Here is a 25,865-nt window from a genome sequence, read left to right on the forward strand (position 1 = left end):
GGTGGTTTTTAATTGGGATCTGACCGCCCGATGATCCAGACCATCGCCTTCTATCTGTTCGCCACGCTGGTGATCGCCTCCGCGACGCTCACCATCCTTGCGCGCAATCCGGTGCACAGCGTGCTGTGGCTGATCCTCGCCTTCTTCAACGCGGCCGGGCTGATGGTGCTCGTCGGTGCCGAGTTCATCGCGATGCTGCTCGTCATCGTCTATGTCGGCGCGGTCGCGGTGCTGTTCCTGTTCGTGGTGATGATGCTCGACATCGACTTTGCCGAGCTGCGCGCCGGCTTTGCGCAATATCTGCCGTTTGGCGTGCTGCTGGTGATCGTGCTCGCCGCGGAGATGATCTTCGCGGTCGGCGCGTGGAAGGCGGGCGGCATCGACATGGCGACGCGCATCGCGCCGACGCCGGCCGAAGTGCCGAACATCGAAGCGCTCGGCACCCTGATCTACACCCGCTACCTCTATATCTTCGAGGGCGCCGGGCTGGTGCTGCTGGTCGCGCTGATCGGCGCCATCGTCCTTACCCACCGGGTCCGTGGCGGTGTGAAGGCGCAGAATATCAGCGCCCAGAACATGCGCCGCCCCGAAGACGCAACCCGCAACGTCAAGCCGGCCATCGGCCAGGGGGTGGAGCTGTGAATTCTGTTGCCAGCGTCATCCTGAACTTGTTTCAGGATCCACCGCGCCACGGGAGTGCCCTGGAGGCTGCTGAGTGGATGCTGAAACAAGTTCAGCATGACGAGGTTTTTGGGGGAGTCGTCACACAATGATCGGCCTCCAGCATTACCTCGTCGTCTCGGCGATCCTGTTCGTCATGGGGGTGTTCGGCATCTTCCTGAACCGCAAAAACGTGATCATCATCCTGATGGCGATCGAGCTGATCCTGCTGTCGGTGAACATCAACCTGGTGGCCTTCTCGGCCTATCTGGGCGATCTCGTCGGCCAGGTGTTCGCGATGTTCGTGCTTACCGTGGCGGCCGGCGAGGCCGCGATCGGCCTTGCGATCCTCGTCATCTACTTCCGCGGCCGCGGCACGATCGCTGTCGACGACATCAACCGGATGAAGGGGTGATCACCGGCATGTCCGTTTCCGTCATGCCAGCGCAGGCTGGCATCTCGTGCGTCTCCAGCGCGCGCCACTCTCCCGAGATCCCAGCCTTCAGCCTTCGGCTGAAGTTTATCCTGAGCGCCTGCCTTGCAGGCAGTCGAAGGGCTGGGATGACGCGTGGGGGAATGCCCGCATGATAACTGCCATCGTCTTCCTGCCGTTGCTCGCGGCGATCGTCGCGGGCCTGGGCAACCGCATGCTCGGCAATGTCGTCGCCAAGACGATCACCACCGGCGCGCTGTTCGCGTCCTGCGCGATGAGCTGGCCGATCTTCATCGGCTTCCTCACCGGCAGCATGACGGCGGGCGTTCACCCGGTGCTCACCTTCATCCAGTCGGGCGACCTGTCGGTCGACTGGGCGCTGCGCGTCGACGCGCTGACCGCCGTGATGCTGGTGGTGGTGACGAGCGTCTCGAGCCTCGTCCATCTCTACAGCTGGGGCTATATGGCGGAGGACGACAGCCAGCCCCGCTTCTTCGCCTATCTGTCGCTGTTCACCTTCGCGATGCTGATGCTCGTCACCTCGGACAGCCTGGTGCAGATGTTCTTCGGCTGGGAAGGCGTCGGCCTCGCTTCCTATCTGCTGATCGGCTTCTGGTATCAGAAGCCGTCAGCCAACGCCGCCGCGATCAAGGCCTTCGTGGTCAACCGCGTCGGCGACTTCGGCTTCTCGCTCGGCATCTTCGGCACCTTCCTGGTGTTCGGCACCGTGTCGATCCCGGCGATCCTCGCCGCAGCCCCGGGCTATGCCGACGCTTCGATCGGCTTCCTCGGCTACCGCGTCGATCTGATGACCCTGCTCTGCCTGCTGCTGTTCGTCGGCGCGATGGGCAAGTCGGCGCAGCTCGGCCTGCACACCTGGCTGCCCGACGCCATGGAGGGTCCGACCCCGGTGTCGGCGCTGATCCATGCCGCGACAATGGTGACGGCCGGCGTGTTCATGGTCTGCCGCCTGTCGCCGATGTTCGAGGTCAGCCCGACCGCGATGCATGTCGTCACCTTCGTCGGCGCGGCCACGGCCTTCTTCGCCGCGACGGTCGGCACCACCCAGACCGACATCAAGCGCGTGATCGCCTATTCGACCTGCTCGCAGCTCGGCTACATGTTCATGGCGGCGGGCGTCGGCGCCTATGGCGCGGCGATGTTCCACCTGTTCACCCACGCCTTCTTCAAGGCGCTGCTGTTCCTCGGTGCCGGGTCGGTGATCCATGCGATGCACCATGAGCAGGACATGCGCTATTATGGCGGTCTGTGGCGGAAGATTCCGTGGACTTTCGCGGCGATGATGGCGGGTACGCTGGCGATTACCGGCGTCGGCGTGGCCGGCCTGTTCGGTTTCGCGGGCTTCTACTCGAAGGATGCGATCATCGAGGCGGCGTTCGCCAGCGGCTCATCGTCGGGCGGCATCGCCTTCGCGGTCGCCGTCTTCGCGGCGCTGCTGACCAGCTTCTATTCGTGGCGGCTCGTCTTCCTCACCTTCTTCGGCACGCCGCGCTGGGCGGGGTCCGAGCATATCCAGCATGCGGTGCACGACGCCCATGGCCATGGCCATCATCACGGTCATGACCAGCAAGCCGATCCCGAAACCGAGGATGCGGGCCACGAGCCCTCCACCGACGAGGCTATCCACCACCACACGGTCGAGGGCGATGCCGGCTATCATCCGCATGAGAGCCCGGCGACGATGCTGATCCCGCTGGCGTTGCTGTCGCTCGGCGCGATCTTCGCCGGCTGGTCTTTCGCGCCCTTCTTCCTCGATCCAGAGCGCGGTGCGACCTTCTGGGCGGGCAGCGTCGCGTTCAACGAGCATCTGATGCACGCGATGCATGGCATCCCCGAACTCGCCAAGCTGTCGGCGACGATCGTGATGATCCTCGGCTTCCTGATCGCCTACTGGGCCTATATCGCCGACCGCACGATCCCGGCGCGCTTCACCGCGCAGTTCCGCGTGCTGTACGATTTCCTGCTCCATAAATGGTATTTCGACGAACTCTACCATGTGCTGTTCGTCGTGCCGGCCTTCTGGCTCGGTCGGGTGCTGTGGAAGAAGGGCGACCAGGGCACGATCGACCGCTTCGGGCCGAACGGCATCGCCGCCGTGGTGTCGGGCACGGGCGCGCTCGCGCGCCGCGCCCAGTCCGGATATCTCTATACATATGCGCTGGTGATGTTGCTCGGCCTCGCCGCCGCCGCGACCTGGGCGATGGTGGGCTGACGCAATGGATTTTCCGATCCTTTCCCTGATGATCGCGCTGCCGCTGCTGGCGGCGTTCGCCTGCCTGTTCGCGGGAGCGAAAGCGGCGCGCTGGATCGCGCTGATCGCGACGATGCTCGATCTGCTGCTCGGCGTGATCTTGTGGACGCGCTACGAAGTCGGCGGCCCGCAATGGCAGTTCACCGAACATGTCGCTTTGTTCGGGCGCTTCGCCTGGGCACTCGGCATCGACGGCATCGCCCTGCTGCTGATCGTGCTGTCGGTGTTCCTGATGCCGATCTGCATCGCCGCGTCCTGGGATGCGATCGAGAAGCGCGTGCCCGAATATATGGCCGCCTTCCTGCTGATGGAAACGCTGATGATCGGCGTGTTCGCGGCGCAGGACCTGTTCCTGTTCTACATCTTCTTCGAAGCCGGGCTGATCCCGATGTACCTGATCATCGGCATCTGGGGCGGCGCCGACCGGATCTACGCCAGCTACAAATTCTTCCTCTACACGCTGCTCGGCTCGGTGCTGATGCTGATCGCGATGCTGTGGATGGCGAACCAGGCGGACACCACCGACATCCCGACGCTGATGGCCTATGACTTCCCGGCCTCGGCGCAGACCTGGCTGTTCCTCGCCTTCTTCGCGTCGTTCGCGGTGAAGATGCCGATGTGGCCGGTCCACACCTGGCTGCCCGATGCGCACGTGCAGGCGCCGACCGCGGGCTCCGTGATCCTGGCGGGCGTGCTGCTGAAGATGGGCGGCTATGGCTTCGTCCGCTTCTCGCTGCCGATGTTCCCGGTCGCGAGCGCCGAGCTGATGTGGCTCGTGATGGGCCTGTCGATGGTCGCAGTGGTCGCCACGTCGCTGATTGCGCTGGTCCAAGAGGACATGAAGAAGCTGATCGCCTATTCGTCGGTCGCGCACATGGCGTTCGTCACGATCGGGCTGTTCGCGTTCAACCGGCAAGGCCTCGAAGGCGCGCTGATGGTGATGCTGGGCCACGGCCTTGTCTCCGGCGCGCTGTTCCTGTGCGTCGGCGTGATCTACGATCGGCTGCACACCCGCGAGATCAGCCGCTATGGCGGGCTTGCCAACAACATGCCGAAATATGCGCTGCTGTTCCTGCTGTTCACGATGGCGTCGGTCGGGCTGCCGGGTACCAGCAACTTCGTCGGCGAGTTCCTGGCACTGGTCGGCGCCTATGAAATTTCGAGCTGGGTCGCCTTCGTCGCGACAACCGGCATCATCCTGGGCGCCGCCTATATGCTCTACCTCTACCGCCGCGTCGTCTATGGCGCGCTGACCAAGGCCGATGTCGCGGCGATGCCGGATCTGACCGCACGCGAACTGGCGATGCTGGTGCCGCTCGGCCTCGCCGTGCTTTGGATGGGCGTCTATCCGGAGAGCTTCCTCGCCCCGATGCGCAACGATGTCGGTGCGATCCTCGCCCGGCTCGCGCCGACTGCGCCGCACAGCGACGCCAAGGTCGCGATCGGCACCCCCCATCCTGCTGCCGCTGCGCATGCGGAGGCCCACTAGATGATCCCGATGACCGCCTCGCTCGCGCTCACCCTGCCCGAACTGATCCTGTCGCTCGGCGCCATGGCGCTGCTGATGGTCGCGGCGTTCGGCGGCGACGGCCTGTCGCGCGCGATCGGCTGGGGCGCGGTCGCGCTGTTCGCCGCCGCCGGCTTCTCGCTGCTGGGACCCGCCGGCAATGGCGGACCGGGCTTCGACGGGATGTACATGGCCGACAGCTTCGCCGCCTTCGCCAAGCTGCTCATCTATATCGCCGCGGCCGTGTCGGTGATCATCGCCCCGGGCTTCTTCGGCCGCGCCGGGCAGCTGCGCGCCGAATATCCGATCCTGATCCTGCTCTCCGCGGTCGGCATGGGGATGATGGTGTCGGCCAGCGACATGCTGACCCTCTATGTCGGGCTCGAGCTGCAGTCGCTCTCGGCCTATGTGCTGGCCAGCTTCATGCGCCGCGACGGACGCTCGGCCGAGGCGGGCCTCAAATATTTCGTGCTCGGCGCGCTGGCGAGCGGCATCCTGCTCTACGGCATCTCGCTGCTCTACGGCTTCACCGGCACCACGCTGTTCGCCGGCATCTCGGACTCGCTGGCCAAAGGCATGACGGTCGGCCAGGCCTTCGGCATGGTGTTCGTGTTCGCCGGCCTCGCCTTCAAGATCTCGGCGGTGCCGTTCCACATGTGGACGCCCGATGTCTATGAAGGCGCGCCGACGCCGGTCACCGCTTTCTTCGCCTCGGCTCCCAAGGTCGCGGGCATGGCGCTGCTGATGCGGGTCGCGGTCGAGGCGATGGGATCGGGCACCGACAGCTGGCGGCAGATCGTGATCTTCTCGGCGCTGGCGTCGACGATCCTTGGTGGTGTCGCGGCGATCGGGCAGAGCAACTTCAAGCGGCTGCTCGCCTATTCGTCGATCAACAATGTCGGCTTCGCGCTGTTCGGCCTCGCGGCCGGCACCGCCGACGGCGTCGCCGCGACGATGACCTATATGGCGGTCTATGTCGCGATGACGCTCGGCAGCTTCATCTGCGTGCTGCAGATGCGCGCACCCGATGGTGAACCGATCGAGACGATCGCCAGCCTGTCGGGCCTGTCGCGCTCGCGCCCCGGTCTCGCCGCGGCGCTCGCGATCTTCATGTTCAGCCTCGCCGGCATCCCGCCGCTGTTCGGATTCTGGCCGAAATTCCTGGTGTTCGACGCGCTGGTGCGGGCCGGCTTCTGGCCGCTGGCGATGATCGGCATCGCCACTTCGGTGATCGGCGCCTTCTATTATCTCAAGATCGTCAAGACGATGTACTTCGATGATCCCGCGGCGGACTATGCGCCTTCGGCGTCGAAGATCGAAGGCGGGCTGATCGTCCTGTCCGCGCTGGCGGTCTCGCCGCTCGGCTATTTGGCGATCCCGCTGCTCGACGCCACCAGCATGGCGGCGGCGCGATCGCTGTTCTGAGCATGCCCGCGAGCGGCTCCGCTTTCCTTGAGCGAAGTCGAAGCGCACCTCCGAACGAATGTGGGGGCTCCTCGCTGTTCGCTCGGATCGGGTTCTCGACTTCGCTCGAACCAGACGGATAAGGGGCAGCTGTGAGCAACCCCTTGATCCGCCACGTCGCCGTCACCGCCTCGACCAATGACGACATGGCTGCGCTTGCTCGCGATGGCGTGCCCGAGGGGGCGTGGCTGCGCGCCGACAGCCAGCAAGGCGGGCGCGGGCGGCAAGGGCGGCACTGGGTCTCGCCGCCTGGCAATCTTTATGCGAGCACGCTGGTGCGGCGCATGGCCGGCGATCCGTCCGCTCCGACGCTGGCGCTGGTCGCGGCGGTGGCACTCGATGCGCTGCTGCAGGGCTGGCTCGGCGCGGACAGGCTGATGATCAAATGGCCGAACGACCTGCTTGCCGATGGGGCCAAGATCTCCGGCATATTGCTCGAAGGCGTCGACGACGCCGTGGTCGTTGGCATCGGCGTCAACCTCGCCCATCACCCCGAGGCCGTCGATCGCCCGGCGACCAGCCTGGCGGCGCTGGGGCTGTCCGCCCCCGACCCGGGCGACTTCGTCGCCGATCTGGCGGCGAGTTTCGCCGGCTGGCTGGCGCGCTGGCGCAACGAGGGCCTGGGCGTGGTGCTCGCGCGCTGGCACGCCCGTGCCCACCCGCCGGGAACCGCGCTCAGCGTCCGCTCGCTGGAAGGCACGCTCGAAGGCCTCTATGACGGGCTCGAAGGTGACGGAGCCCTTCGCCTGAGGGCTGCCGACGGCCGAATCCATGTAGTGCACGCAGGCGACATTTTCCTGCTATAGCGCGCGCCGAACAGGGGATTCGACCGACTATGTTGCTTGCGATCGACGCGGGGAATACCAATATCGTGTTCGCGCTGCTCGATGCAGACGGCGCGATCAAGGCGCGCTGGCGGATTGCCACCGACGCGCGCCGCACCGCGGACGAATATGCGGTCTGGCTTCACCAGCTGCTGAGCCTCGAAGGCTATGAACGGTCGGCGATCACAGCGGTCATCATCGCGACGGTGGTGCCGCGGGCCCTGCACAATCTGGAGGTGCTCGCGTCCAAATATTTCGGCGTCGATGCGTTGGTTGCGGGTCGTGCGCCGGTCGAGTGGGGGATCGTCCTGGACGTGGACGAGCCGCAGAGCGTCGGCGCGGACCGGGTCGTCAACGTGATCGCGGCGCACAAGCTCTATCAGGACGACCTGATCGTGATCGACTTCGGGACGGCGACGACCTTCGACCTGGTCGATTATTCGGGCGCCTATAAGGGCGGGATCATTGCGCCCGGCATCAACCTGTCGCTCGATGCGCTGGTCGCGGCCGCCGCGAAGCTGCCGCGCATCGCGATCGAAGCGCCGGCCAGCAGCAGCGTGATCGGCCGAACCACGCAGGACCAGATGCAGATCGGCATCTATTTCGGCTATGTCGCGATGATCGAAGGGCTGGTCGCCCGCATCAAGAGCGAAGTGGGCCGCCCGGCCAAGGTTGTCGCCACAGGCGGCCTGGCCACCCTGTTCGAACGCCACAGCAGCGTGTTCGACAGCATCGAGTCCGACCTGACGATCCAGGGCCTCGGCATATTATACGCGCGGCAGGGCGACAGGAAATAGCAGCATTGGCTTTACCGCGGTTTTCGGTCGGCAGACGTCCGTCTGCCGGAACCGCCTGATAGGATTGGACACATCTCCACGTGACGAAACCCGGTAACGAACTGCTCTTCCTGGCGCTTGGCGGCTCCGGCGAGATCGGCATGAACGTCAATCTCTACGGCACCCAGGGCAAATGGGTGATGGTCGATCTCGGCCTGACCTTTGCCGATCCCGGCTATCCAGGCGTCGAGCTGATCCTGCCCGATCTCGCCTTTATCGAGGAGCGCGCCGACGATCTGCTCGGCATCGTGCTGACCCATGGCCATGAGGATCATATCGGCGCGATTCCCTATCTCGCGGCCGATCTCGGCGTGCCGCTCTATGCGACGCCGTTCACAGCGGAGCTGATCCGCGGCAAGCTCGAGGAAGAGGGCATCGCCGGCAAGGTCGAGCTCAACATCATCGACAATGAGGGCAGCTTCCAGCTCGGGCCGTTCGGCTTCACCTATGTGCCGCTGGCCCATTCGATCCCCGAGGGCAATGCGCTGCTGATCGACACGCCCCATGGCCGCATCTTCCACACCGGCGACTGGAAGATCGATGAGCAGCCGCTGCTCGGCGTGCCGTCGACCGGTGAGGAGCTCACTGCGATCGGCGACAAGGGCATCCTCGCGCTGGTCTGCGATTCGACCAATGTATTCAACGAGGAAGCCGCCGGCTCCGAGGCGGATGTCCGCAAGGGCCTCGACGAGGTGATCGGCGCCTGCGAGGCGCGCGTGCTGGTCACCACCTTCGCTTCGAACGCGGCGCGAGTGCAGACGCTGGGCGAGGTTGCCAAGGACACCGGCCGCAAGCTGTGCGTCTCGGGCCGCTCGCTCGACCGCATCATCCGCGTCGCCAAGTCGAGCGGCTATCTCAAGAGCTTCCCGCCGACGATCAGCGTCGAGGAGGCGATGAAGCTGCCGGGTCGCGAGGTGATGATCATCGCCACCGGCGGCCAGGGCGAGGCGCGCGCCGCGCTGTCGCGGATCGCGTTCGACAGCCATCCGATCAAGCTGTCGGCAGGCGACACGGTGGTCTTCTCGTCGAAGCAGATCCCCGGTAACGAGCTGGCGATCGGCCGCATCCAGAATGCGCTGGCCGCCAAGAAGGTCATCATGGTGACCGAACGGCAGGCCGAGGTTCATGTCTCGGGCCATCCCGGCCGCCCTGACCTTGCCCAGATGTACAAGTGGATCCGTCCGGAGATCATGCTGCCGGTCCATGGCGAGCTTCGCCACATGGCCGAGCAGGCCCGTTTCGCCAAGGCGCAGGGCGTGCCCAAGGGCATCGTCCAGTCGAACGGCACGGTGGTGCGGCTGGCTCCCGATGGGCCGCGCGCGATCGGCCAGGAGCGGGTCGGCCGGCTGGTGCTCGACGGCGACGTCATCCTGCCGGCGGACGGCACCACGATCAACGAGCGGCGGCGGGTCGCCCAATATGGCCTGATCGGCGTGACCGTCGCGATCGACGGCCGCGGTAACCTGAAGGGCGATCCGGCGATCCTCCTGCAGGGCCTGCCGGTGGAGGAGGATCGCGCCGACTTCCTCGACGAGGCGCGAGACGCTGCGGCGGAAGCGGCGGCCAACGGCGGTCGCGATGAGGCCAAGCTGCGCGAATCGATCCGCCTTGCGGTGCGCCGCCGCGCAACCGCCTGGACGGGCAAGAAGCCGGTCGTCGAGGTGTCGATCATCCGGGTGTGAGAAATCCCGTCTGCTCATCTCACCCAGGATGGCTGTGATGGGATGAAGCGCAGGCTCCCAAGATGAGCCAGGCAAGGTGTGCAAGGTGCAGCAATGAAACTCAGCTCGATCGCCGCGATCTACGTTCTTTTCTGGTGGGGCTGCCTGTTCCTGGTGCTGCCCTTCCGGCTTCGCTCCAGCGAGGAGCCCGAGGCGCATGTGCCCGGCCAGGTCGAGAGCGCGACGCCGCGTTTTTCGGTGGGCCGCACGGTGTTGTGGACGACGATCCTGTCAGCCGTGCTGTTCGTGCTGTTCTTCGTCAACTATTCGAACGGCTGGATCACCGCCGACGATTTCGACATGACGCTCTGGGCCAAATGACGAAAGCCCTCCCCGCGGGCGACGCGGGGAGGGCTTTTCGATGCTTCGCGCAACTGGCGGTCAGCAACAGGCTCAGGGCATCAGCACCGTGTCGACGACATGGATGACGCCGTTCGCCTGCATGACATTGGCGATGGTGATCTTCGATTTGCCGCCCTTGGCATCGGTCAGATACCAGGCGCCGTCGCCGCCTTTCCACGCGGTCAGCGTCTCACCCTGAACGGTGGTCAGCGTCGCCTTGCCGCCATGCGCCGCCGCGTCGGCCGCGATGTCCGCTGCCGTCATCCGGCCGGGAACGACGTGATAGGTCAGGATCGTGGTGAGCGTCGCCTTGTTCTCGGGCTTGACCAGCGTCTCGACCGTGCCCGCCGGGAGCTTGGCGAAGGCCGCGTTGGTCGGCGCGAACACGGTGAACGGCCCCGCGCCCTTCAGCGTCTCGACCAGGCCGGCCGCCTTCACCGCGGCGACCAGGGTGGTGTGGTCCTTCGAATTGACGGCATTGTCGATGATGTCCTTGGCCGGATACATCGCGGCGCCGCCGACCATCGGATTCTCGGCGAACGCGACGGTGCCGCTCATCAGCATGGCGGCGCCGACCAGCGACAGGAGGGTCTGTTTTCTCATTGGGCATCCTTTGGAGAGTGTATCCGGGGGGTGGATACGACCGAGATACGGCATCACGCTCCGAACGGTTGCGCGGTCATCTTCGCCGCTGCTGCTTCAGGGCCGGGGCGCCCGCGGCGCGCCGGGCGCGAAGGTGTCGCCGAAGAAGTCCTTGTCATACCATGAGGGCGGCCTGTCGGCATCGGCCATCGCCCGCATGATCCGGTAATTGGCCTCGGCGAAGCGGGCGGCGGACTCCCAGTCGATCTTCTGATTCATGTCGTCGTCGGGATGATGATAGGCGCCCGACAGGAATTTGCGCCACGCCTTGCCGCCGCCATTGGCGAAGCCGGTGGCGAGGAACACAGCGGGGACGCCCTGCCTGACGAACATATAATGGTCGGATCGGACGAAGATGCTCTCCTCGGGCATCGGATCGGGCGACAGCGTGATCCCCATCGGCGCGACCGCCCTGGCGACGATCGGCCCCAGGGTCGAATGGTCTGCGCCAAATGCGGTCACGTCGGTGAAGCGGTAGAGCAGCAGCGGCATGTCGAGATCGACATTGCCGACGATCGCGGCGATCGGCACCGATGGATGGCGCGCATAATAATCGGCGCCGAGCAGGCCCTTTTCCTCGCCGGTCGAGGCGAGGAAGATGATCGAGCGGCGCGGGCGATCGGATGCCGAAGCGCTGGCGCGAGCCACTTCGAGCATGGTCGCGATGCCGGCCGCATTGTCGAGCGCGCCGTTGTTGATCCGGTCGGTGTCCGGCGTGTCGCCGGGCCGCGGCGGGGTGATGCCGATATGATCGAGATGCGCCGACAGGATGACATATTCGGCCTTCAGCACCGGATCGCTGCCGGGCAGGATCGCGACGACATTGGGACTGCTCACCCGCTTCGTCACGTTGTCGACCTGGATGCGCATGCTGGTCTTCAGCGGGAAGCCCCGGGGCCGCCCGCCGGCCCGATCGGCGACGGCGCGGATCGCCGCCAGCGTCTGCGGTGCGCCGGCGAAGGCCGCCTGCGCGGCGGGCTCGTTCAGCGACGCGCCGATCCTGATCTTCGGCGCTTCGTCGAACGCCTTGCCGTCCTTGCCGACCCAGGTGAAATCGGGTTCGTCGGCGAAGTGGACCATCTGCGCCCAGGGCCGTGTCTTCATCGAAATCATGGTGCCGATCGAGACCATGCCGATCGCGCCATGGGCCTGTGCGGCCTGGCGCTTGGTGGCGGCGGCATGCGCCGCCTCCTCGCCCGGCATGCCCTTGGGAAAGCCGCGCAGGGAGACGACGATCTTTCCCTTCACATCGAGCCCGGCATAGTCGTTCATGCCCAGCCGCTTGTTGTCGATGCCATAGCCGACGAAGACCAGCGGCGCCGACAGGTCGAGATGCGGTTCGTTGGCGCTGACGCCGATCAGCACGTCGGTGGCATGTTTCCAGCTCTGCGTAGCGCCGCCGCGCCCGGTGACGGTCAGCGTGCCCGGCGTTTCGCCGCGGTCGGTCTGCTGCAGGGTGATGCGCTGATACCAGCTGCCGTCGTCGCCGCCCGGCTGCAGGCCCAGCGCCTCGAACCGGCTGGCGACATAGCGCGCGGCGATCTCATGGCCGCGGCTGCCGGTGTCGCGTCCCTCGAGCAGGTCGTCCGACAGGAAGCCTATCGTGGCCCGGACCTGTTCGGCGGTGAAGACCGGGACCACCCCCTGCGCGGCGAGCGGCGCCCCGAGCAGCGCGGCGGCGGCGAGCGATCCGGTGACCGAAGACAATTTCATGAGCAGGTGCCCCTGGCTGAATGGTTTCGTCGGAAACTATCAGCGGCGGTGCTGTTGTCCAGTGTTAGGCCGGTAACACGGCATCGCGTTACCGCTTCAGCAGGAATACCGCATGTTCGGCGCGCAGGTTCGCCGCGGCGTCGCCGCGCCGGCGCGTTCCGGTCAGGAACCAGGCCTGCTCGACGGTGATGCCGCGCTCCTTCACGAAGGCACGGAAGTCGTCGATCGTCAGCTGGTGGATGTTCTGCGTCTCGTACCAGCTTACCGGCAGCGCCGGCGTCACCGGCATCCGCCCGCCCCAGGCGAGGCTGAGCCGCACCCGCCAATAGGCGAAATTGGGGAAGGACACGAAGGCGTGGCGGCCGATCCGCATCAGCTCGGTCAGCACCTTGTCGGGCGCGCGCGCGGTCTGCAGCGTCTGGCTGAGTATCGCATAGTCGAACGCGTTGTCGGGATAGTTGACGAGGTCGGCATCGGCATCGCCCTGCACGACCGACAGGCCGCGCCCGACCGCCCGCGAGACATTGGCCGGATCGATCTCGATGCCGCGCGCGTCGCAGCCCTTGGTGCGCAGCACGTCCATCAGCTCGCCGTCGCCGCAGCCGACGTCGAGCACCCGCGCGCCGCTGCGGACATGATCGGCGATGATCGCGAGATCGGGGCGCAGCACGCTCACCGATTCTCTCCCGCGCGCAGGAAGCCGTCGACGACGCGGTTGAGCTCGGGAACGTCGAGCAGGAAGGAGTCGTGGCCGAAGGGCGAGCTCAGCTCGACGAAACTGACCGGCGCACCCGCGGCGTTGAGGGCATGAACGATCGCGCGCGATTCCGCGGTCGGATACAGCCAGTCGGTGTCGAAGCTGACCAGGCAGAAGCGCGTCGCCGCGCCCCGGAAGGCGTTGGCGAGCAGCCCATCATGCTCCTCGGCAATGTCGAGATAGTCCATCGCACGGGTGATATAGAGGTAGGAGTTGGCGTCGAAGCGATCGACGAAGCTGATCCCCTGGTGGCGCAGATAGGATTCGATCTGAAAATCGGCATCGAACCCGAAGCTCTTGACGCCATTCTTGTTGTTGGCGCGCGCCTGGAGCCGCCGGCCGAATTTCTCGGTCAGCCCCGCTTCCGACAGATAGGTGATGTGCGCCGCCATGCGCGCCACGGCGAGCCCCGCCGCGGGCGGGTCATTGTCGGCATAATAGTCGCCGCCGCGCCACTTGGCGTCGGCCATGATCGCCTGGCGGCCGACCTCGTGAAAGGCGATGTTCTGCGCCGAATGGCGCGCCGCGCTGGCGATGGCGACGGCCGAGCGGACGCGATCCGGATAGGTCGCGGCCCATTGCAGCACCTGCATGCCGCCCATCGAGCCGCCGACGACGGCGCTCAGCGTATCGACGCCGAGATGATCGAGCAGCATCGCCTGCGCGCGGACCATGTCGCGGATCGTGATCACCGGGAAGCGCATCGCGAAGGGGGCGCCGGTCTTCGGATCGATGCTCGCCGGCCCCGAACTGCCGAGGCAGCTGCCGAGCACATTGGCGCATATGATGAAGTGGCGCGCCGGATCGATCGGCTTGCCGGCGCCGACCATCCGCGTCCACCAGCCCGGCTTTCCGGTCCGCGGATGGGTCGAGGCGACATGCTGGTCGCCGGTCAGCGCGTGGCAGATCAGGATCGCGTTGGAGCGGTCGGCGTTCAGCGCGCCATAGGTTTCATAGGCGATCTCGACCGGTGACAGCCGCGTGCCGCCGTCCAGCCGCAGCGGGCCGGCCAAGGTCACGGAACGGGCAAGGCCGAAACGGCTGTCGTCGGTCATGGGGGTTGGGGGCTAGGACGGGGCTCGGGGGCTGTCAACGCTGCTTCCCCTGCCGTCTTCCCGCCATTCGCGGGAATGACGAGGAAAGCCGGACGGACAGCCCGCCATTGCAGCCGCCCCGCATCGCCCTTAAAGCGCAGCTCCATGACACAGACGCTCGCGCCCAAGCCATGGATCGATGCGATCGCGCCCTATGTGCCGGGGCGGTCGACCACCGATGACGGCCGCAAGGTGGCCAAGCTATCCTCCAACGAAAACCCGCTCGGCACCAGCGCCGCCGCGCGCGCCGGTTTCATCGCCGGCGCCGCCTCGCTCGACCGCTATCCCGACGCATCGGCGGCGGACCTGCGCGAGGCGATCGCCGCCGCAAACGGCCTCGATCCCGCGCGCGTCATTTATGGCACCGGCTCGGACGAGATCCTCCACCTCGCCGCCGGTGCCTATGCCGGGCAGGGCGACGAAGTGCTGTTCGTGCGCTATGGCTTCTCGGTCTATCCGATCGCGGCGCGCCGGGTCGGAGCCGAACCGGTCGTCGCTCCCGACAAGGATTATGCCACCGATATCGATGCGCTGATCGCGCACATCACGCCGCGCACGCGGGTGATCTTCGTGGCCAATCCGAACAATCCGACCGGCACCTACTCGCCGGCGTCGGATATCGCGAGGCTCTATGCGGCGGTCCCGGCGGACTGCCTGCTGGTGATCGACCAGGCCTATGCCGAATATCTCGAACCCGCCGATGCCGACGGTGCGCTGGCGCTCGCCCGCGACAAGCATAATGTGCTCGTCACCCGCACCTTCTCGAAGATCTACGGGCTTGCCGCGGAGCGGATCGGCTGGGGCTATGCTGCGGCCGGCGTCATCCAGGCGCTGCACAAGATCCGCGCGCCGTTCAACGTCACGACCGCCGGGCAGATGGCGGCGATCGCCGCGCTCGGCGATACCGCCTTCGTCGAGAACAGCCGCGCGCATAACCTGCAATGGCGCGCCTGGTTCGAGGGCGAAATCGCCAGTCTCGGCAACAAGGGCCTGCGCGCTGTGCCGAGCAAGGCCAACTTCTCGCTGGTGCTGTTCGAGGGCAAGCTGACCGCCGAAACCGCCTATCATGGGCTGATGGAGGCGGGGTACATCGTCCGCTGGCTGCCGGGACAGGGCCTGCCGCACGGCCTGCGCATCACGATCGGCACCGAGGACGAGATCACCGGCCTGACCGCGGCACTGCGCCGGCTCGTCGAGGCGGCGGGCTGATGCTGCCCTTCGCGCGGGTCACCATCATCGGGCTGGGGCTGATCGGCTCGTCGATCGCGCGCGCGGTGCAGGCGACGATGCCGACCGTGCGGCTGACCGGCCATGATGCCAGCTCGGACGTGCGCGAGCGCGCCGTCGAGCTTGGCTTCGTCGATGATGTCACCGACACCGCCGGCGCCTCGGTGGTCGATGCCGACCTGGTGATCCTGTGCGTGCCGGTCGGCGTGATGGGCGCGGTCGGCGCCGAGATCGCCGACGACCTGCCGCCCGAGGCGATCGTCAGCGATGTCGGCTCGTCCAAGGCGAGCGTGCTCGCCGCGCTGGCCGAAGCGCTGCCGCGCGCCACGATCATCCCCGCCCACCCGGTCGCGGGCACCGAGAATAGCGGCCCCGAGGCGGGCTTTGCGACCCTGTTCAACGGCCGCTGGTGCATCGTCACGCCGCCCGAGGGCGCCGATCCGCTGGCAGTCGAGCGAGTCGAGGAATTCTGGCGCAGGATCGGCGCCAATGTCGAGACGATGGACCCCAAGCACCATGACCTGGTGCTCGCGGTGACCAGCCACCTGCCGCACCTGATCGCCTACACCATCGTCGGCACCGCGTCAGACATGGAGGAGGTCACCCAGAGCGAGGTGATCAAATATTCGGCGGGCGGCTTCCGCGACTTCACCCGCATTGCCGCGTCGGATCCGACAATGTGGCGCGATGTGTTCCTGTCGAACAAGGATGCGGTGCTCGAAATGCTGCAGCGCTTCTCCGAGGACCTGACCGCCTTGCAGCGCGCGATCCGCTGGGGCGACGGCGATGCGCTGTTCGAGCTGTTCACCCGCACCCGCGCGGTGCGGCGCTCGATCATCGAGCAGGGCCAGGACGACGCCGCAGCGGATTTCGGGCGGTCGCACTAGGCTCGAGCTCATCCACATCGAACCGCTGCGTCATTCCAGCGAAAGCTGGAATCTCCCTTGTCTTCAACAGGGTAGCAAGAAGTGAGATCCCAGCTTTCGCTGGGATGACGATTCAGGTGAACGGTTTCGGGTCTAAGCTCCCGCTCCTGTTCAGGAGCGGCTCAGGTGATGATCTCCAGAACATTGATCGCCGCATGGACCCGTGCTTCGATCTCGGCGCGGGGCAGGCCGGGCGGGATCGGTTCGCCGAAGCGCATCGTCACCACGCCGGGCCGCTTGAGGAAGCTGTTGCGGCCCCAGAGGCGCCCGCTGTCGAGCGCGATCGGCACCACCGGGATCTTGAGCTGCTTGTAGAGGCCGGCGAAACCCGGCTGGAGCGGCGGCTGCTCGCCGGGGGCGACACGGGTGCCCTCGGGAAAGATCAGGATCGAGCGGCCGCTGTCGCGCGCGTCGATCGCGGCGCGCATCATCCGGCGCAGGGCCTTGGCCGATCCCGACCGGTCGACCGGGATCACGCCCGCGCGCTTCGCCACCTGGCCGAACAGCGGCATGTCCGCCAGCTCGCGCTTCAGCACCACCGCCGGATCGTCGATGATCACCAGCAGGTCGAGCGTCTCGAACATCGACTGGTGCTTCGAGGCGAACAGATAGGGGCCCAAGGGCACGTCGCCTTCGATGCGGGTGCGGATGCCGAGCAGCAGGCGCGCGCACCAGCGGTGGAAGCCGCCCCAGATCATCGCGTGGCGCCGCAGCACCCGTGACCCCGCCGGCACCAGCGGGAAGGCGCTCAGCACCGCGATCAGCGTGCCGGGATAGAAGATGAGCGCGAACAAGGCCGAGCGCAGCGCCGTGATCATATTCCGATAAGCCCCGCGATCCGCCGCAGCAGATATTTGTTATATTCCCGCACCAGGTCGACCAGCCCGGGTTCGGTCGGCACCGCATCGGCCACGACGGTGAGGTCGTCGGCCGTCATCGTTTCCAGGTCGTAGCGGGCGCGTACCATGTGCCAGTCGGAAGTGACCAGCCGGATCGACCGGTAGCGGTTGCGCGCGATCCAGCCGGCCGCCTCTTCGGCATTGGAGCGGGTATCGACCGACTCGTGGCCGAGATCGACGCAGCAGTCGACCAGCGCAGGCGCCGCCTTGAACTGGACGGCGATCTCCTGCGGCCGGACCCGGCGGTCGACCCCGGAGATCAGCAGCCGCTGCGCGCGCTTCTCGGCCAGCAGCGCGAGTCCGCGCTCCACCCGCCCGCGCCCGCCGGTCATCACGACGATGCCGTCGGTCGCGATCCCGTTGGCGGCCGGCTGGGGCAGGAACAGCGCGAAGGCCATGAATCCGGCGATCCACAGCAGCAGGCCCAGGGCGAGGGGGCGGACGATCATAGCCGGCGCCTCAATGCGACGATGATCGTGAGCCGTGCCGCGACCATCGCCAGCAAGGTGCCGGCGATCGGCAGCAGCCCGAGTATCGCCCAGGCGACCGGCGGCAGCTCGACCGATCCGAGCAGGTCGGACCCGACCTCGGCGATGCGATCAGCGACCGCGTAGATCACCAGGCTGGCGAGCAGCAGGCCGACCAGGCTCCCGAACAGCGCGTCGGTGGCGATGCGGCGCTGGAACAGGCTCGCGATCTGCGCATCGCTCGAGCCGAGATGGTGCATCACGTCGATGGTCGCCTGGTGCGTGTTCAGCGCGGCGCGAGCGGCGAGCACCACGGTGAAGGCCGCCGCCGCCGCCATTAGCAGCACGAGCACGCCGGCGAGCCAGCGCAGCGATGCGATCAGTCCGGCGAGCGGCGCCAGCCACTGCGCATGCGCGTCGATCCGTGCGCGCGAACTGATCGCATGCACCACCGCGCCCGCTTTCTCGATGCCGCGGTCCGCGGCAGGGGCGAAGGCGACGTCGATCATCGCCGGCACCGGCAGGTCGTTGTCGGCAAGGCCGGCACCGAGCCAGGGCTGGAGCAGCTCGGTGATCTCCGCGTCGCCGATGCGGCGGATCGAGACGACGCCGGGCAGTTTCCCGACCGCCGCGGCGATCCGGGCGGCGGCATCGTCGCGCCGCGCCTTGTTCGCATCGACGATCTGGATGGTGATCTGGCCTGACATATGATCGTCAAGGCCGCGCGCGGCGAAGCCCAGCGCCAGCCCGGCGGCGGCGGCCAGCACCATCAGGAACATCATGATCGCGATCACCCATGGCATCGGCCCCGAGAGCCAGCCCTCGGGCAGCAGCCTGCGGCCGGCGGCGCTGGTCAGCCAGTGGCCCGATCCCCTGCCGAACAACGCCATCAGCCGCGCTTCGGCGGGTAGCGCAGCGCGCCGGTGGGATCGGACAGCCGGCCCTTGTCGAGCCGGATGATCTGTGCATCATCGACGCGGGGGACGAGGTGTAGGTCGTGGGTTGCGACCAGGATGGTGGTGCCGAGCTTGTTGAGCGCCTCGAACAGGTAGAGCAACCGCTCCGCCATCTCCGGATCGACATTGCCGGTCGGCTCGTCGGCGACCAGGATTTCCGGCCGGCCGATCACCGCCCGGGCGATCGCGACCCGCTGCTGCTCGCCGCCCGACAGCGTTGCGGGCTTGGCATGGGCGCGACCCGACAGGCCAACCCATTCGAGCATCTCGCGCACGGGCGTGTCGATATCGGCCTCGGCCACGCCGTTCACGCGCAGCGGCAGCGCGATATTCTCATAAGCCGACAGGTGCGGGATCAGCCGGAAGTCCTGGAAGACCGTGCCGATCCGGCGGCGGAAACCGGGGATGCGCGCGCGCGGCAGGGTGACGACATCCTCGCCGAACATCCGGATCAGGCCGCGGCTCGGGCGCTGGGCGAGATAGATCAGCCGCAGCAGCGAGCTCTTGCCGGCGCCGGAGGGGCCGGTGAGGAAGTAGAAGGCGCCTGCCGCCAGGCTGAAACTGATGTCGCTGAGCGTCTCCGTGCCGACGCCGTAGCGCAGCCCGACATTCTCGAACTGGACGATGTTGGCGGCCCCCGGCCTCATCGGATCCGCTCCTTCCGCATGCCCTCGCCATGGCACAGCCATCGCGTGCCCGCAAATGCTTGCAGCGGGAGTCCGGTCGGGGTTAGGGTCGGCACCAATGATCCTGTCCTGCCCCGCCTGCCAGACCCGCTATCTCGTACCCGACTCAGCCGTCGGCGCGTCCGGCCGCCAGGTGCGCTGCGCAAATTGCCGGCACAGCTGGTTCCAGGAACCGGCGCCGGTCGATCCCGCCGCGGCCCGCGACCTGTTCGACGTCTCGGCTGCGCCGCCGGCGGCCACGGTCGAACCAGTGCCGCCGCCCGCGGTCCCCGGCACCGAGCAGCCGGAGGACCAGGTCCAGGCGCGCTATGACGGACCCGGCGAAGTAGCGCCGATCCACGACATGGTCGTGGCGCGGCCGCGCCGCAATATCGGCAAGCTGCTGACCATCCTGTCGGTGATCGTGGCGCTGCTGCTGCTGGCTGCGATCGGCGCGGTGGTCGCGGTCGGTCCCGACAAGCTCGCCGAGCGGCTCGGCATCACCCCGGCGCCGGTGCCGCTGGTGATCGAGATGACCCGCAAGCCGGACCGGCGCGAAACCGCGAGCGGCAATGAGCTGCTGGCGGTGACCGGCCGGATCGTCAATCCGACCGACATTCCGCAAACCGTCCGGGATATTCGCGCCGAGCTGCGCGATACCCAGGGCCGCACCGTCTATAGCTGGACGATCACCCGCCCGGTGCCGATGCTCGCCCCCGGCGCCTCGGCCGAGTTCGACAGCGCGGCGGTCGACATCCCGCGGGGAGCCAAGAATCTCCATCTGAGCTTCATAGGTCCGACCGGCAGCTAAGCCGAAGTTCGGCTGACCCTTTCTCCGTCATTCCAGCGAACGCTGGAATCTCGCTTTTCTTCGCCAGAACGGAGCAGGCAGAGAGATTCCAGCTTTCGCTGGAATGACGATGTGCCCTTGAGGACGTGATGACATGCGAATAGGTGTTCTTACCGGCGGCGGCGACGTGCCGGGCCTTAATCCCTGTATCCGCTCGATCACGCTGTCGGCGCTCGACCGCGGCTGGGACGTCATCGGGTTCAAGCGCGGCTGGCAGGGTTTCCTGGAGATCGACCCCGCCGATACCGACAGCATCGCCGCGCACAGCGTCGTGCTCGACCGCGAGGCGGTGCGCGGGATCGACCGGGTCGGCGGCACGATGCTGCACACCTCGCGCACCGATCCGCGCACTGCGCCCGGCGGCGACCAGACCGCGCATGTCCTGGGCGTGCTCGATGCGCTTGGCGTCGGCGCGCTGATCACGCTCGGCGGCGACGGCACGCTGCGCTTCTCGGCCCATCTGTCGACGCAGGGCTTCCCGGTGGTCTCAATCCCCAAGACGATGGACAATGACGTGTTCGGCACCGACTATTGCATCGGCTTTTCCACGGCGATCACCCGCTCGGTCGACGCGATCAACGCGCTGCGCACGACCGCGGAGAGCCATGAGCGGATCGCCGTCGTCGAGCTGTTCGGCCGCCGCTCGGGCGAGACCGCGCTGCTGGCCGGCTTTCTCGCCCAGGTCGATCGCACCGTCATCGCCGAGGTGCCCGCCGATCCGGAGCTGCTGCTGCCGCTGCTGGTCGAGGACCGCCGCAGCCGGCCCGGCGCCTATGCGATGTGCGTGATCTCCGAGGGCGCCACGCTGACCGGCGACGCAGCGGCGGCCGGCGAACGCCAGCTGTCGGCGACCCGGCGCAGCGAGCAGGCGGTCAGCCGGCGGCTGGCGCTGCTGATCGAGGAGCAGACGGGGCAGGGCACCATCGTCCAGCAGCTCGCCTATCTGATGCGCTCGGGCGATCCGGATGCGCTCGACCGCATGGTAGGCTTCGCCTTCGGGGGCCTTGCGGTCCGCAAGATCGAGGCGAAGGAGACCGGATGCATGCTGGCGCTGCGGGACGGCAACTATGCCAGCGTCCCGATCGATACGCTGCTCGGCGGCACGAAGATTGTCGATGTCGCAGCGCTGTACGATGCCGCGCGCTATCGGCCGAAGCTGACGCATGTCGAGGGCATGCCGATGTTTCTCTACTGACCGCAGCGCAGGCCCGCCGGGCCGCGGCAAAGATAGCCCATTGCGCGCCTCTGTCCGCTTTGCTAGTGGCACGCGCCTACCAGCATCCCGGCCCGCCGGGATTCTACTCGGTGTGCGGTCGTGGCGGAACTGGTAGACGCGCAACGTTGAGGTCGTTGTGGCCGAAAGGCCGTGGAAGTTCGAGTCTTCTCGACCGCACCAAACAGTCCGCAAGTTTTTGGAATGACTGGATTTTCCCTTCGGGGGCACGGCAAAATTGGCGCAATTCCGCGCCGATTTTGGCGTTCGGTCGACACGCCTGAAGCCAGTTTGGTCTCTGATTATCGGCCCGATTCCGGCCTTTTCTCTCCACAGTCTCGCCCCTCCAAAAAACTGACCGCATGATTCTGCCAGTGCGGTTTGAGAGTTCTCGGCGGACTGCGTGGTAGCCCTCGTATTCCGAAGTCTGCTTCTGGGACGAGGCAGTCGTTCCGGCTACCCAGTTATATGACGGCTTACGGCAAAAGCGCCCATCCATGTCTGGGCGGGCGGTTTCTGAAATCGGACTTGGTTCGTGGGTTAGGATCACAGCACCGTCGATGCCGGCGTGTAAGCTTTCACCGTGATCTGAATACCGGTGTGACCGAGCGTTTCCTGCATCGCCCGGTCGATCCGGCTTCGGACAGTTGCAGTATCGGCTTTCATTTCTTAACGAAGGGCACGATTTCTAGTCCACCGGGCTCGACGATATTCACGCCCGAGAAGACGAGCATCCCGCCACGGAACTCGACCATACTGTAATCCTTGTAGCGGCCCAGATCGAAACCTCTCCACTTCAAAGGCTTGCCGATGAACGGTAGCAGGCCGTTGATGTCGAGTTTGGCCTCATCGTTCCGCGGAAAAGGCTGCGAACGATCGAGCAGCATTACGTTGACGGCGGTTTCTAGCTCGGCTGTTAGGAGTTCCTTCAGGCGAGCGCCGCTATTTCCGGTCAGGCCTGCTAGCGACTCCGGTTTACCTTCGCAGCAGAAATACTTGATCGCCTTGCCTTTGTCGCCGGTTGTGCCGTCCGTTATTTTCGTCTTCAGCACGATATAGGGACGGAGGTCGTCGGTCTTTTTGACAAACGTGAGCACGACATACGGCGTCACCTCCATCGTGCTGCCGCCCGGCTGGGGCGCGAGCGTGAAGGCCGTGCGGAACCTGTCGCTCGCCATGATCGTGTTGGTCATGTCGATCGCCCTTGCCCGGACGTCGAAGCGCAGATCATCCTCGACACTGCGGACCTTGCCCGTGCCGGTATCGGCGTTGATCGAACTCTGCACCAGCATACCCACCACGCCGAACAGCATCCCGATCCCACCGCCGCCCTGATACCCCGAGACGACGACGTTGCTGTCGGGAATGCGATGAACGCCCATGGGAAGGTCGCTCATCCCGTTCGCGCCTTTTTCCGAAAAGACGATGGTTGTCGCCGGGACCGATGACGATGTCGGAGCTGCGCTGGCCGGTTTTTGCGGAACAGTCGTTTGCGCCATCAATGCGGGAGCACACGCGACCATTGCGAGAATGACTATACGCTTCATCTTTTATTCCCCCTGTGAACCTCGATGCGCGCCGCACCCTTGCCTACTGGAAATCCGCGAGCGACAGCAGGTTCGCATCGACGCCCGACAGCCGGACGGCAGAGTCGGCGGCCGTGCCGTTGTTGCTCGAATAGAAGAGATAGCTGTCCGTGCCGACGAGCACCACCGCGACTTCGTCCGCCCCTGCATGGCCGTCGAACAGTTGCTGCGCTGCCGCCGCCGCCGATGCGAAGCTCGGCTGCGCGCTACTCTTCAACAACGCCTGCACTGCATAGCCTACGGCAAGATGATCGCTGCCATGCTGGAAATCCCATATCTGATCGGGGGCCGCGCCGTTGAAGATCGCGGCATTACCGCCGAACATGAACAGATCGACGCCGGCGCCGCCGGTCATCGTATCGGCGTCGAGATCTCCGGACAATATGTCGTCGCCGTCGGCGCCTGAGATCACATCGTCACCCCGGCCGCCGCGAAGATAATCGCTGCCGTCGTCACCAGTGATCGTATCAGCGCCAAGATTGCCGTTGATCGTATCGTTACCAGCATCCCCTTGAATGCTGTCCTCGTCTCGACCGCCTTGGATACGATCCGATCCATCGCCGCCGCGAAGCGTGTCATTTCCGGCGTTTCCCTGAATATAATCGGAGCCTGCTAAACCGACTATTAGGTCGGCACCGTCTACGCCGCCATTGGCAGACTGGCCGTAAAGATGGTCGTTCCCCATATCGCCAACGATCGTGTCGCTCCCGGCACCGCCATAGACGATATCGGGGTTGGGACTTTCTCCGACACTAAGTGGGAAATACGCACTACCGCTGCGAAGATAATCATCTCCAATGCCCCCAAATATGACATTGGCTCCTTTCAAAATCCCATCAACAATCTTCCCGGAACCCACATTTTGATAGGTTTGCAAAACAGAATGCGCGCTATTCGTATTATCTATGGTTACGATCAAACTGGACCCAGAGTAAATCTTTATTGCCGTAACCTCCCCCTCAAAATACCCATTCGCGGTAAGGTTACTACCGATTACTTCGAAATCGAAGCCATCCCCGTTATGGTAGCGAATGGCTGTTGATGTTGCCGATACCAATACGTGAGTGGTGGGATTGTCCCGAGTAAGGTCGTCGATCCTGAGATTGAGCGAACTACCTGCAGTGATTATCGACACCTTAGCTCCTTCTTGAGTTACAGGGATCCGGTTCGTTGCGTCCAGAAGATGGAAATAGAACCGTATCCGTAACGATTTATAAATAAATCAGCAAGTGAGAGCTGATCGCAAGCTCAGCAAAGTCGGCTGTAAAAAACAAACCGCAAGAGGATCGCATCGCAGTTGGGAAATTTCCCGCGGACTCCGTGGTAAAGAACCCGATCCGAAAATGACCACGGCCTCTCCATCTTGTGAACCTAGATTTTACATCTCAATAAGGTGTCCAGCCGGGCTGCAGGGGCAGCCCGGCTCATATCCTCAGAATGAAAACGTACTGCCATCTGCTGCGTGAAACACCTCTATCGTGTTAGATCCTGCGAACCAGTTGTATAGTAGGACGCCCGAGTCATGCGAGGTGTCGGCATCATCAGCCTGGTTGGTAATGTATAGGTCGGTACCAATCTGGTAAGCTACGACATCGGCGATGTTGGCAACGTTCGATAGATAGACGTGGTCAACGCCTGAGACACCGGCATCCTCGATAAGGCACGTGTCATAGCTGCTTACATAGTAGCTATCGCCATCTTCGTCGCCAAATGCGTAACCACCGCCATTCAAGTTGAGACGATCAGCGCCAGTACCACCGGCGAGAATGAAGAAAGAGCCTGTACCTGTGAGCGTATCAGCATCGGCATCGCCATAGGCCGTTCCGGCGCTCAACGTGATGATGTCATTTCCCGCATCGCCATGGGCGGCCGTGCCCGTATCATTGCCGCTGCTATAGATTGTATCGGCACCATTGCCGCCGGAAATCGAATCCGAGTGTACGGACGAGCCCGCGGCAATGGCCAATGCGCCGGTATCTGTACCGCGGTTTCCATAGATGATGTCATTTCCGTCACCACCGTAGATAGTATCATTGCCCAAGCTGCCTTCGAGCATGTTCGCTGAGACATCGCCGGTGATCACGTCGTCGCCGCTCGAGCCAATGACATTTTCGATCGAGATGTAAGTGTCGCTAGCGGCATCGCCGCCGCTGCCCGATCCCGTTGCGAGATTAACCGTAACCGCCGTTGCGCTGTCGGCGTACCAAACGCCGTCATTTCCGCCTTGGCCATCAAATGCGTCGGCTCCCGCTCCACCGATGAACACGTTCGATCCGGAGTTGCCAGTGAGACTGTCGGCGAAGTCGCTGCCCCGGAACACCTCGATGGAGGTGAGAATATCGCCGGCGGCATACCCACCGTGCATTCCGGTCGTCAGGTTAATCGTGACGCCAGAACTCGCATTAGCATAGCTCATGATGTCCGTACCGCCGGAGCCATCAAATTCGTTGGCGGCTGCCGTCCCGACGAACAGATCGCCAAAATTTGATCCCCGAAACCGTTCGATACTGCTATAGATGTCGCCGGCCGCGTCGCCGCTGTTGACTCCGCTATCGAGGTTGATGGTGATTGCGGCGTTCGCATAATAATAGCTGGCCGTGTCAGTCCCTCCGCCGCCGTTCAATGTATCGGCACCGGCACCTCCTAGCAGAGTGTCGTTGCCGATCCCGCCGGTAATGACGTTGTTGGATGCATTGCCATAGCCGGTGAAGGCGCTTGAGCCGGTATAGGTCAGGTTCTCGACATTGGCCCAGTTTTCCAATGTTATGGCGGTAGATGCGGTCTGGACCGTGTCGATCCCAGCGCCTGAAG

General features: G+C 65.2%; 24 protein-coding genes and 1 tRNA gene. 14 read left to right on the forward strand and 11 right to left on the reverse strand.

Annotation, left to right across the window (positions count from 1 at the left end; translation table 11 throughout):
- The first annotated feature begins 30 nt into the window (after nt 1-30).
- The 9 genes from AC1DPF_RS14460 to AC1DPF_RS14500 all read left to right on the forward strand — a co-directional run bounded on the left by AC1DPF_RS14460 (nt 31) and on the right by AC1DPF_RS14500 (nt 10,038).
- A complete protein-coding gene (locus AC1DPF_RS14460; protein WP_477871571.1) occupies nt 31-642 on the forward strand; it encodes an NADH-quinone oxidoreductase subunit J in 612 nt (203 codons plus the stop codon).
- Between the two features lie 127 nt (nt 643-769).
- A complete protein-coding gene (nuoK, locus tag AC1DPF_RS14465) occupies nt 770-1,075 on the forward strand; it encodes an NADH-quinone oxidoreductase subunit NuoK (RefSeq protein ID WP_012049195.1) in 306 nt (101 codons plus the stop codon).
- Between the two features lie 169 nt (nt 1,076-1,244).
- The gene (nuoL, locus tag AC1DPF_RS14470) at nt 1,245-3,326 is read left to right on the forward strand and encodes an NADH-quinone oxidoreductase subunit L (RefSeq protein WP_477962047.1); all 2,082 of its coding nucleotides are present in this window, start codon (nt 1,245-1,247) and stop codon (nt 3,324-3,326) included.
- 4 nt (nt 3,327-3,330) lie between these two features.
- Nucleotides 3,331-4,854 (forward strand): NADH-quinone oxidoreductase subunit M, encoded by a 1,524-nt coding sequence (locus AC1DPF_RS14475; RefSeq protein WP_477962049.1) that lies wholly within the window; start codon nt 3,331-3,333, stop codon nt 4,852-4,854.
- Between the two features lie 9 nt (nt 4,855-4,863).
- Nucleotides 4,864-6,297, forward strand: a complete 1,434-nt coding sequence (nuoN, locus tag AC1DPF_RS14480) for an NADH-quinone oxidoreductase subunit NuoN (RefSeq protein WP_477871772.1) — start codon at nt 4,864-4,866, stop codon at nt 6,295-6,297.
- A gap of 185 nt (nt 6,298-6,482) precedes the next feature.
- The gene (locus AC1DPF_RS14485) at nt 6,483-7,142 is read left to right on the forward strand and encodes a biotin--[acetyl-CoA-carboxylase] ligase (RefSeq protein ID WP_477962067.1); all 660 of its coding nucleotides are present in this window, start codon (nt 6,483-6,485) and stop codon (nt 7,140-7,142) included.
- Between the two features lie 29 nt (nt 7,143-7,171).
- Complete coding sequence (locus tag AC1DPF_RS14490; RefSeq protein ID WP_477871577.1) at nt 7,172-7,957, forward strand: type III pantothenate kinase; 786 nt, start codon at nt 7,172-7,174, stop codon at nt 7,955-7,957.
- Nucleotides 7,958-8,097: 140 nt separating this feature from the next.
- Entirely contained in the window at nt 8,098-9,678 is a 1,581-nt protein-coding gene (locus tag AC1DPF_RS14495; protein WP_477962069.1) for a ribonuclease J, read from the forward strand.
- A gap of 93 nt (nt 9,679-9,771) precedes the next feature.
- Nucleotides 9,772-10,038: a DUF1467 family protein gene (locus AC1DPF_RS14500; protein WP_477871579.1), complete on the forward strand. Its 267-nt coding sequence runs from the start codon at nt 9,772-9,774 to the stop codon at nt 10,036-10,038.
- Nucleotides 10,039-10,110: 72 nt separating this feature from the next.
- Here AC1DPF_RS14500 and AC1DPF_RS14505 read toward each other — a convergent pair whose 3' ends face one another.
- The 4 genes from AC1DPF_RS14505 to metX all read right to left on the reverse strand — a co-directional run bounded on the left by AC1DPF_RS14505 (nt 10,111) and on the right by metX (nt 14,226).
- Nucleotides 10,111-10,662 carry a fasciclin domain-containing protein gene (locus AC1DPF_RS14505; RefSeq protein WP_477871581.1) on the reverse strand — a complete coding sequence of 184 codons (552 nt, stop codon included), beginning with the start codon at nt 10,660-10,662 and terminating at the stop codon, nt 10,111-10,113.
- 96 nt (nt 10,663-10,758) lie between these two features.
- Nucleotides 10,759-12,414: a M28 family metallopeptidase gene (locus tag AC1DPF_RS14510; protein WP_477962051.1), complete on the reverse strand. Its 1,656-nt coding sequence runs from the start codon at nt 12,412-12,414 to the stop codon at nt 10,759-10,761.
- Between the two features lie 88 nt (nt 12,415-12,502).
- On the reverse strand, nt 12,503-13,090 hold the full coding sequence (gene metW / locus AC1DPF_RS14515; protein WP_477962053.1) for a methionine biosynthesis protein MetW: 588 nt from the start codon (nt 13,088-13,090) through the stop codon (nt 12,503-12,505).
- A complete protein-coding gene (gene metX / locus AC1DPF_RS14520) occupies nt 13,087-14,226 on the reverse strand; it encodes a homoserine O-acetyltransferase MetX (RefSeq protein ID WP_477871587.1) in 1,140 nt (379 codons plus the stop codon). The genes metW and metX overlap by 4 nt, the downstream gene beginning before the upstream one ends.
- Before the next feature lie 144 nt (nt 14,227-14,370).
- On the opposite strand from metX, the gene hisC reads away from it, so the two are divergent.
- Nucleotides 14,371-15,474 (forward strand): histidinol-phosphate transaminase, encoded by a 1,104-nt coding sequence (gene hisC, locus AC1DPF_RS14525; protein WP_477962055.1) that lies wholly within the window; start codon nt 14,371-14,373, stop codon nt 15,472-15,474.
- Complete coding sequence (locus AC1DPF_RS14530; RefSeq protein WP_477871591.1) at nt 15,474-16,379, forward strand: prephenate/arogenate dehydrogenase family protein; 906 nt, start codon at nt 15,474-15,476, stop codon at nt 16,377-16,379. The genes hisC and AC1DPF_RS14530 overlap by 1 nt, the downstream gene beginning before the upstream one ends.
- 161 nt (nt 16,380-16,540) lie before the next feature.
- Here the strand turns inward: AC1DPF_RS14530 and AC1DPF_RS14535 are convergent, their stop codons facing one another.
- Genes AC1DPF_RS14535 through ftsE form a run of 4 tightly spaced genes read right to left on the reverse strand, consistent with a single transcriptional unit; the run spans nt 16,541 to nt 19,387 of the window.
- Nucleotides 16,541-17,236, reverse strand: coding sequence for a lysophospholipid acyltransferase family protein (locus AC1DPF_RS14535; RefSeq protein ID WP_477871593.1), 696 nt, complete (start codon nt 17,234-17,236; stop codon nt 16,541-16,543).
- A complete protein-coding gene (locus AC1DPF_RS14540) occupies nt 17,233-17,766 on the reverse strand; it encodes a YdcF family protein (protein ID WP_477871594.1) in 534 nt (177 codons plus the stop codon). The genes AC1DPF_RS14535 and AC1DPF_RS14540 overlap by 4 nt, the downstream gene beginning before the upstream one ends.
- Nucleotides 17,763-18,674 (reverse strand): cell division protein FtsX, encoded by a 912-nt coding sequence (locus AC1DPF_RS14545; RefSeq protein WP_477871596.1) that lies wholly within the window; start codon nt 18,672-18,674, stop codon nt 17,763-17,765. Before AC1DPF_RS14545 ends, AC1DPF_RS14540 begins: the two co-directional genes overlap by 4 nt.
- Entirely contained in the window at nt 18,674-19,387 is a 714-nt protein-coding gene (gene ftsE / locus AC1DPF_RS14550) for a cell division ATP-binding protein FtsE (RefSeq protein WP_477871598.1), read from the reverse strand. Before ftsE ends, AC1DPF_RS14545 begins: the two co-directional genes overlap by 1 nt.
- Nucleotides 19,388-19,484: 97 nt before the next feature.
- Here ftsE and AC1DPF_RS14555 point away from each other — a divergent pair, with 97 nt between their 5' ends.
- The 3 genes from AC1DPF_RS14555 to AC1DPF_RS14565 all read left to right on the forward strand — a co-directional run bounded on the left by AC1DPF_RS14555 (nt 19,485) and on the right by AC1DPF_RS14565 (nt 21,651).
- Entirely contained in the window at nt 19,485-20,216 is a 732-nt protein-coding gene (locus AC1DPF_RS14555; protein ID WP_477871600.1) for a zinc-ribbon domain-containing protein, read from the forward strand.
- 133 nt (nt 20,217-20,349) lie between these two features.
- On the forward strand, nt 20,350-21,450 hold the full coding sequence (locus AC1DPF_RS14560) for a 6-phosphofructokinase (RefSeq protein WP_477962057.1): 1,101 nt from the start codon (nt 20,350-20,352) through the stop codon (nt 21,448-21,450).
- A 114-nt stretch (nt 21,451-21,564) separates the two neighbouring features.
- Nucleotides 21,565-21,651: transfer RNA gene (locus AC1DPF_RS14565), tRNA-Leu, on the forward strand.
- Nucleotides 21,652-22,130: 479 nt separating this feature from the next.
- Here AC1DPF_RS14565 and AC1DPF_RS14570 read toward each other — a convergent pair.
- The 3 genes from AC1DPF_RS14570 to AC1DPF_RS14580 all read right to left on the reverse strand — a co-directional run.
- Complete coding sequence (locus tag AC1DPF_RS14570; RefSeq protein ID WP_477962059.1) at nt 22,131-23,015, reverse strand: hypothetical protein; 885 nt, start codon at nt 23,013-23,015, stop codon at nt 22,131-22,133.
- Nucleotides 23,016-23,058: 43 nt separating this feature from the next.
- Nucleotides 23,059-24,189, reverse strand: coding sequence for a calcium-binding protein (locus tag AC1DPF_RS14575; protein WP_477962061.1), 1,131 nt, complete (start codon nt 24,187-24,189; stop codon nt 23,059-23,061).
- 297 nt (nt 24,190-24,486) lie between these two features.
- Nucleotides 24,487-25,865 (reverse strand): calcium-binding protein (locus AC1DPF_RS14580; protein WP_477962063.1); only part of this gene is annotated, 1,379 nt, incomplete at its 5' end.

This window comes from Rhizorhabdus sp. P4_G6, from assembly GCF_056401045.1.

Excerpts from the sequence above, each read along its gene's own strand:
- AC1DPF_RS14460 (WP_477871571.1), top strand. The coding sequence starts at position 31 with ATGATCCAGACCATCGCCTTCTATCTGTTCGCCACGCTGGTGATCGCC.
- nuoK (WP_012049195.1), top strand. The coding sequence starts at position 770 with ATGATCGGCCTCCAGCATTACCTCGTCGTCTCGGCGATCCTGTTCGTC.
- nuoL (WP_477962047.1), top strand. The coding sequence starts at position 1,245 with ATGATAACTGCCATCGTCTTCCTGCCGTTGCTCGCGGCGATCGTCGCG.
- AC1DPF_RS14475 (WP_477962049.1), top strand. The coding sequence starts at position 3,331 with ATGGATTTTCCGATCCTTTCCCTGATGATCGCGCTGCCGCTGCTGGCG.
- nuoN (WP_477871772.1), top strand. The coding sequence starts at position 4,864 with ATGACCGCCTCGCTCGCGCTCACCCTGCCCGAACTGATCCTGTCGCTC.
- AC1DPF_RS14485 (WP_477962067.1), top strand. The coding sequence starts at position 6,483 with ATGGCTGCGCTTGCTCGCGATGGCGTGCCCGAGGGGGCGTGGCTGCGC.
- AC1DPF_RS14490 (WP_477871577.1), top strand. The coding sequence starts at position 7,172 with ATGTTGCTTGCGATCGACGCGGGGAATACCAATATCGTGTTCGCGCTG.
- AC1DPF_RS14495 (WP_477962069.1), top strand. The coding sequence starts at position 8,098 with ATGAACGTCAATCTCTACGGCACCCAGGGCAAATGGGTGATGGTCGAT.
- AC1DPF_RS14500 (WP_477871579.1), top strand. The coding sequence starts at position 9,772 with ATGAAACTCAGCTCGATCGCCGCGATCTACGTTCTTTTCTGGTGGGGC.
- AC1DPF_RS14505 (WP_477871581.1), bottom strand. The coding sequence starts at position 10,662 with ATGAGAAAACAGACCCTCCTGTCGCTGGTCGGCGCCGCCATGCTGATG.
- AC1DPF_RS14510 (WP_477962051.1), bottom strand. The coding sequence starts at position 12,414 with ATGAAATTGTCTTCGGTCACCGGATCGCTCGCCGCCGCCGCGCTGCTC.
- metX (WP_477871587.1), bottom strand. The coding sequence starts at position 14,226 with ATGACCGACGACAGCCGTTTCGGCCTTGCCCGTTCCGTGACCTTGGCC.
- hisC (WP_477962055.1), top strand. The coding sequence starts at position 14,371 with ATGACACAGACGCTCGCGCCCAAGCCATGGATCGATGCGATCGCGCCC.
- AC1DPF_RS14530 (WP_477871591.1), top strand. The coding sequence starts at position 15,474 with ATGCTGCCCTTCGCGCGGGTCACCATCATCGGGCTGGGGCTGATCGGC.
- AC1DPF_RS14535 (WP_477871593.1), bottom strand. The coding sequence starts at position 17,236 with ATGATCACGGCGCTGCGCTCGGCCTTGTTCGCGCTCATCTTCTATCCC.
- AC1DPF_RS14540 (WP_477871594.1), bottom strand. The coding sequence starts at position 17,766 with ATGATCGTCCGCCCCCTCGCCCTGGGCCTGCTGCTGTGGATCGCCGGA.
- AC1DPF_RS14545 (WP_477871596.1), bottom strand. The coding sequence starts at position 18,674 with ATGGCGTTGTTCGGCAGGGGATCGGGCCACTGGCTGACCAGCGCCGCC.
- ftsE (WP_477871598.1), bottom strand. The coding sequence starts at position 19,387 with ATGAGGCCGGGGGCCGCCAACATCGTCCAGTTCGAGAATGTCGGGCTG.
- AC1DPF_RS14555 (WP_477871600.1), top strand. The coding sequence starts at position 19,485 with ATGATCCTGTCCTGCCCCGCCTGCCAGACCCGCTATCTCGTACCCGAC.
- AC1DPF_RS14560 (WP_477962057.1), top strand. The coding sequence starts at position 20,350 with ATGCGAATAGGTGTTCTTACCGGCGGCGGCGACGTGCCGGGCCTTAAT.
- AC1DPF_RS14570 (WP_477962059.1), bottom strand. The coding sequence starts at position 23,015 with ATGAAGCGTATAGTCATTCTCGCAATGGTCGCGTGTGCTCCCGCATTG.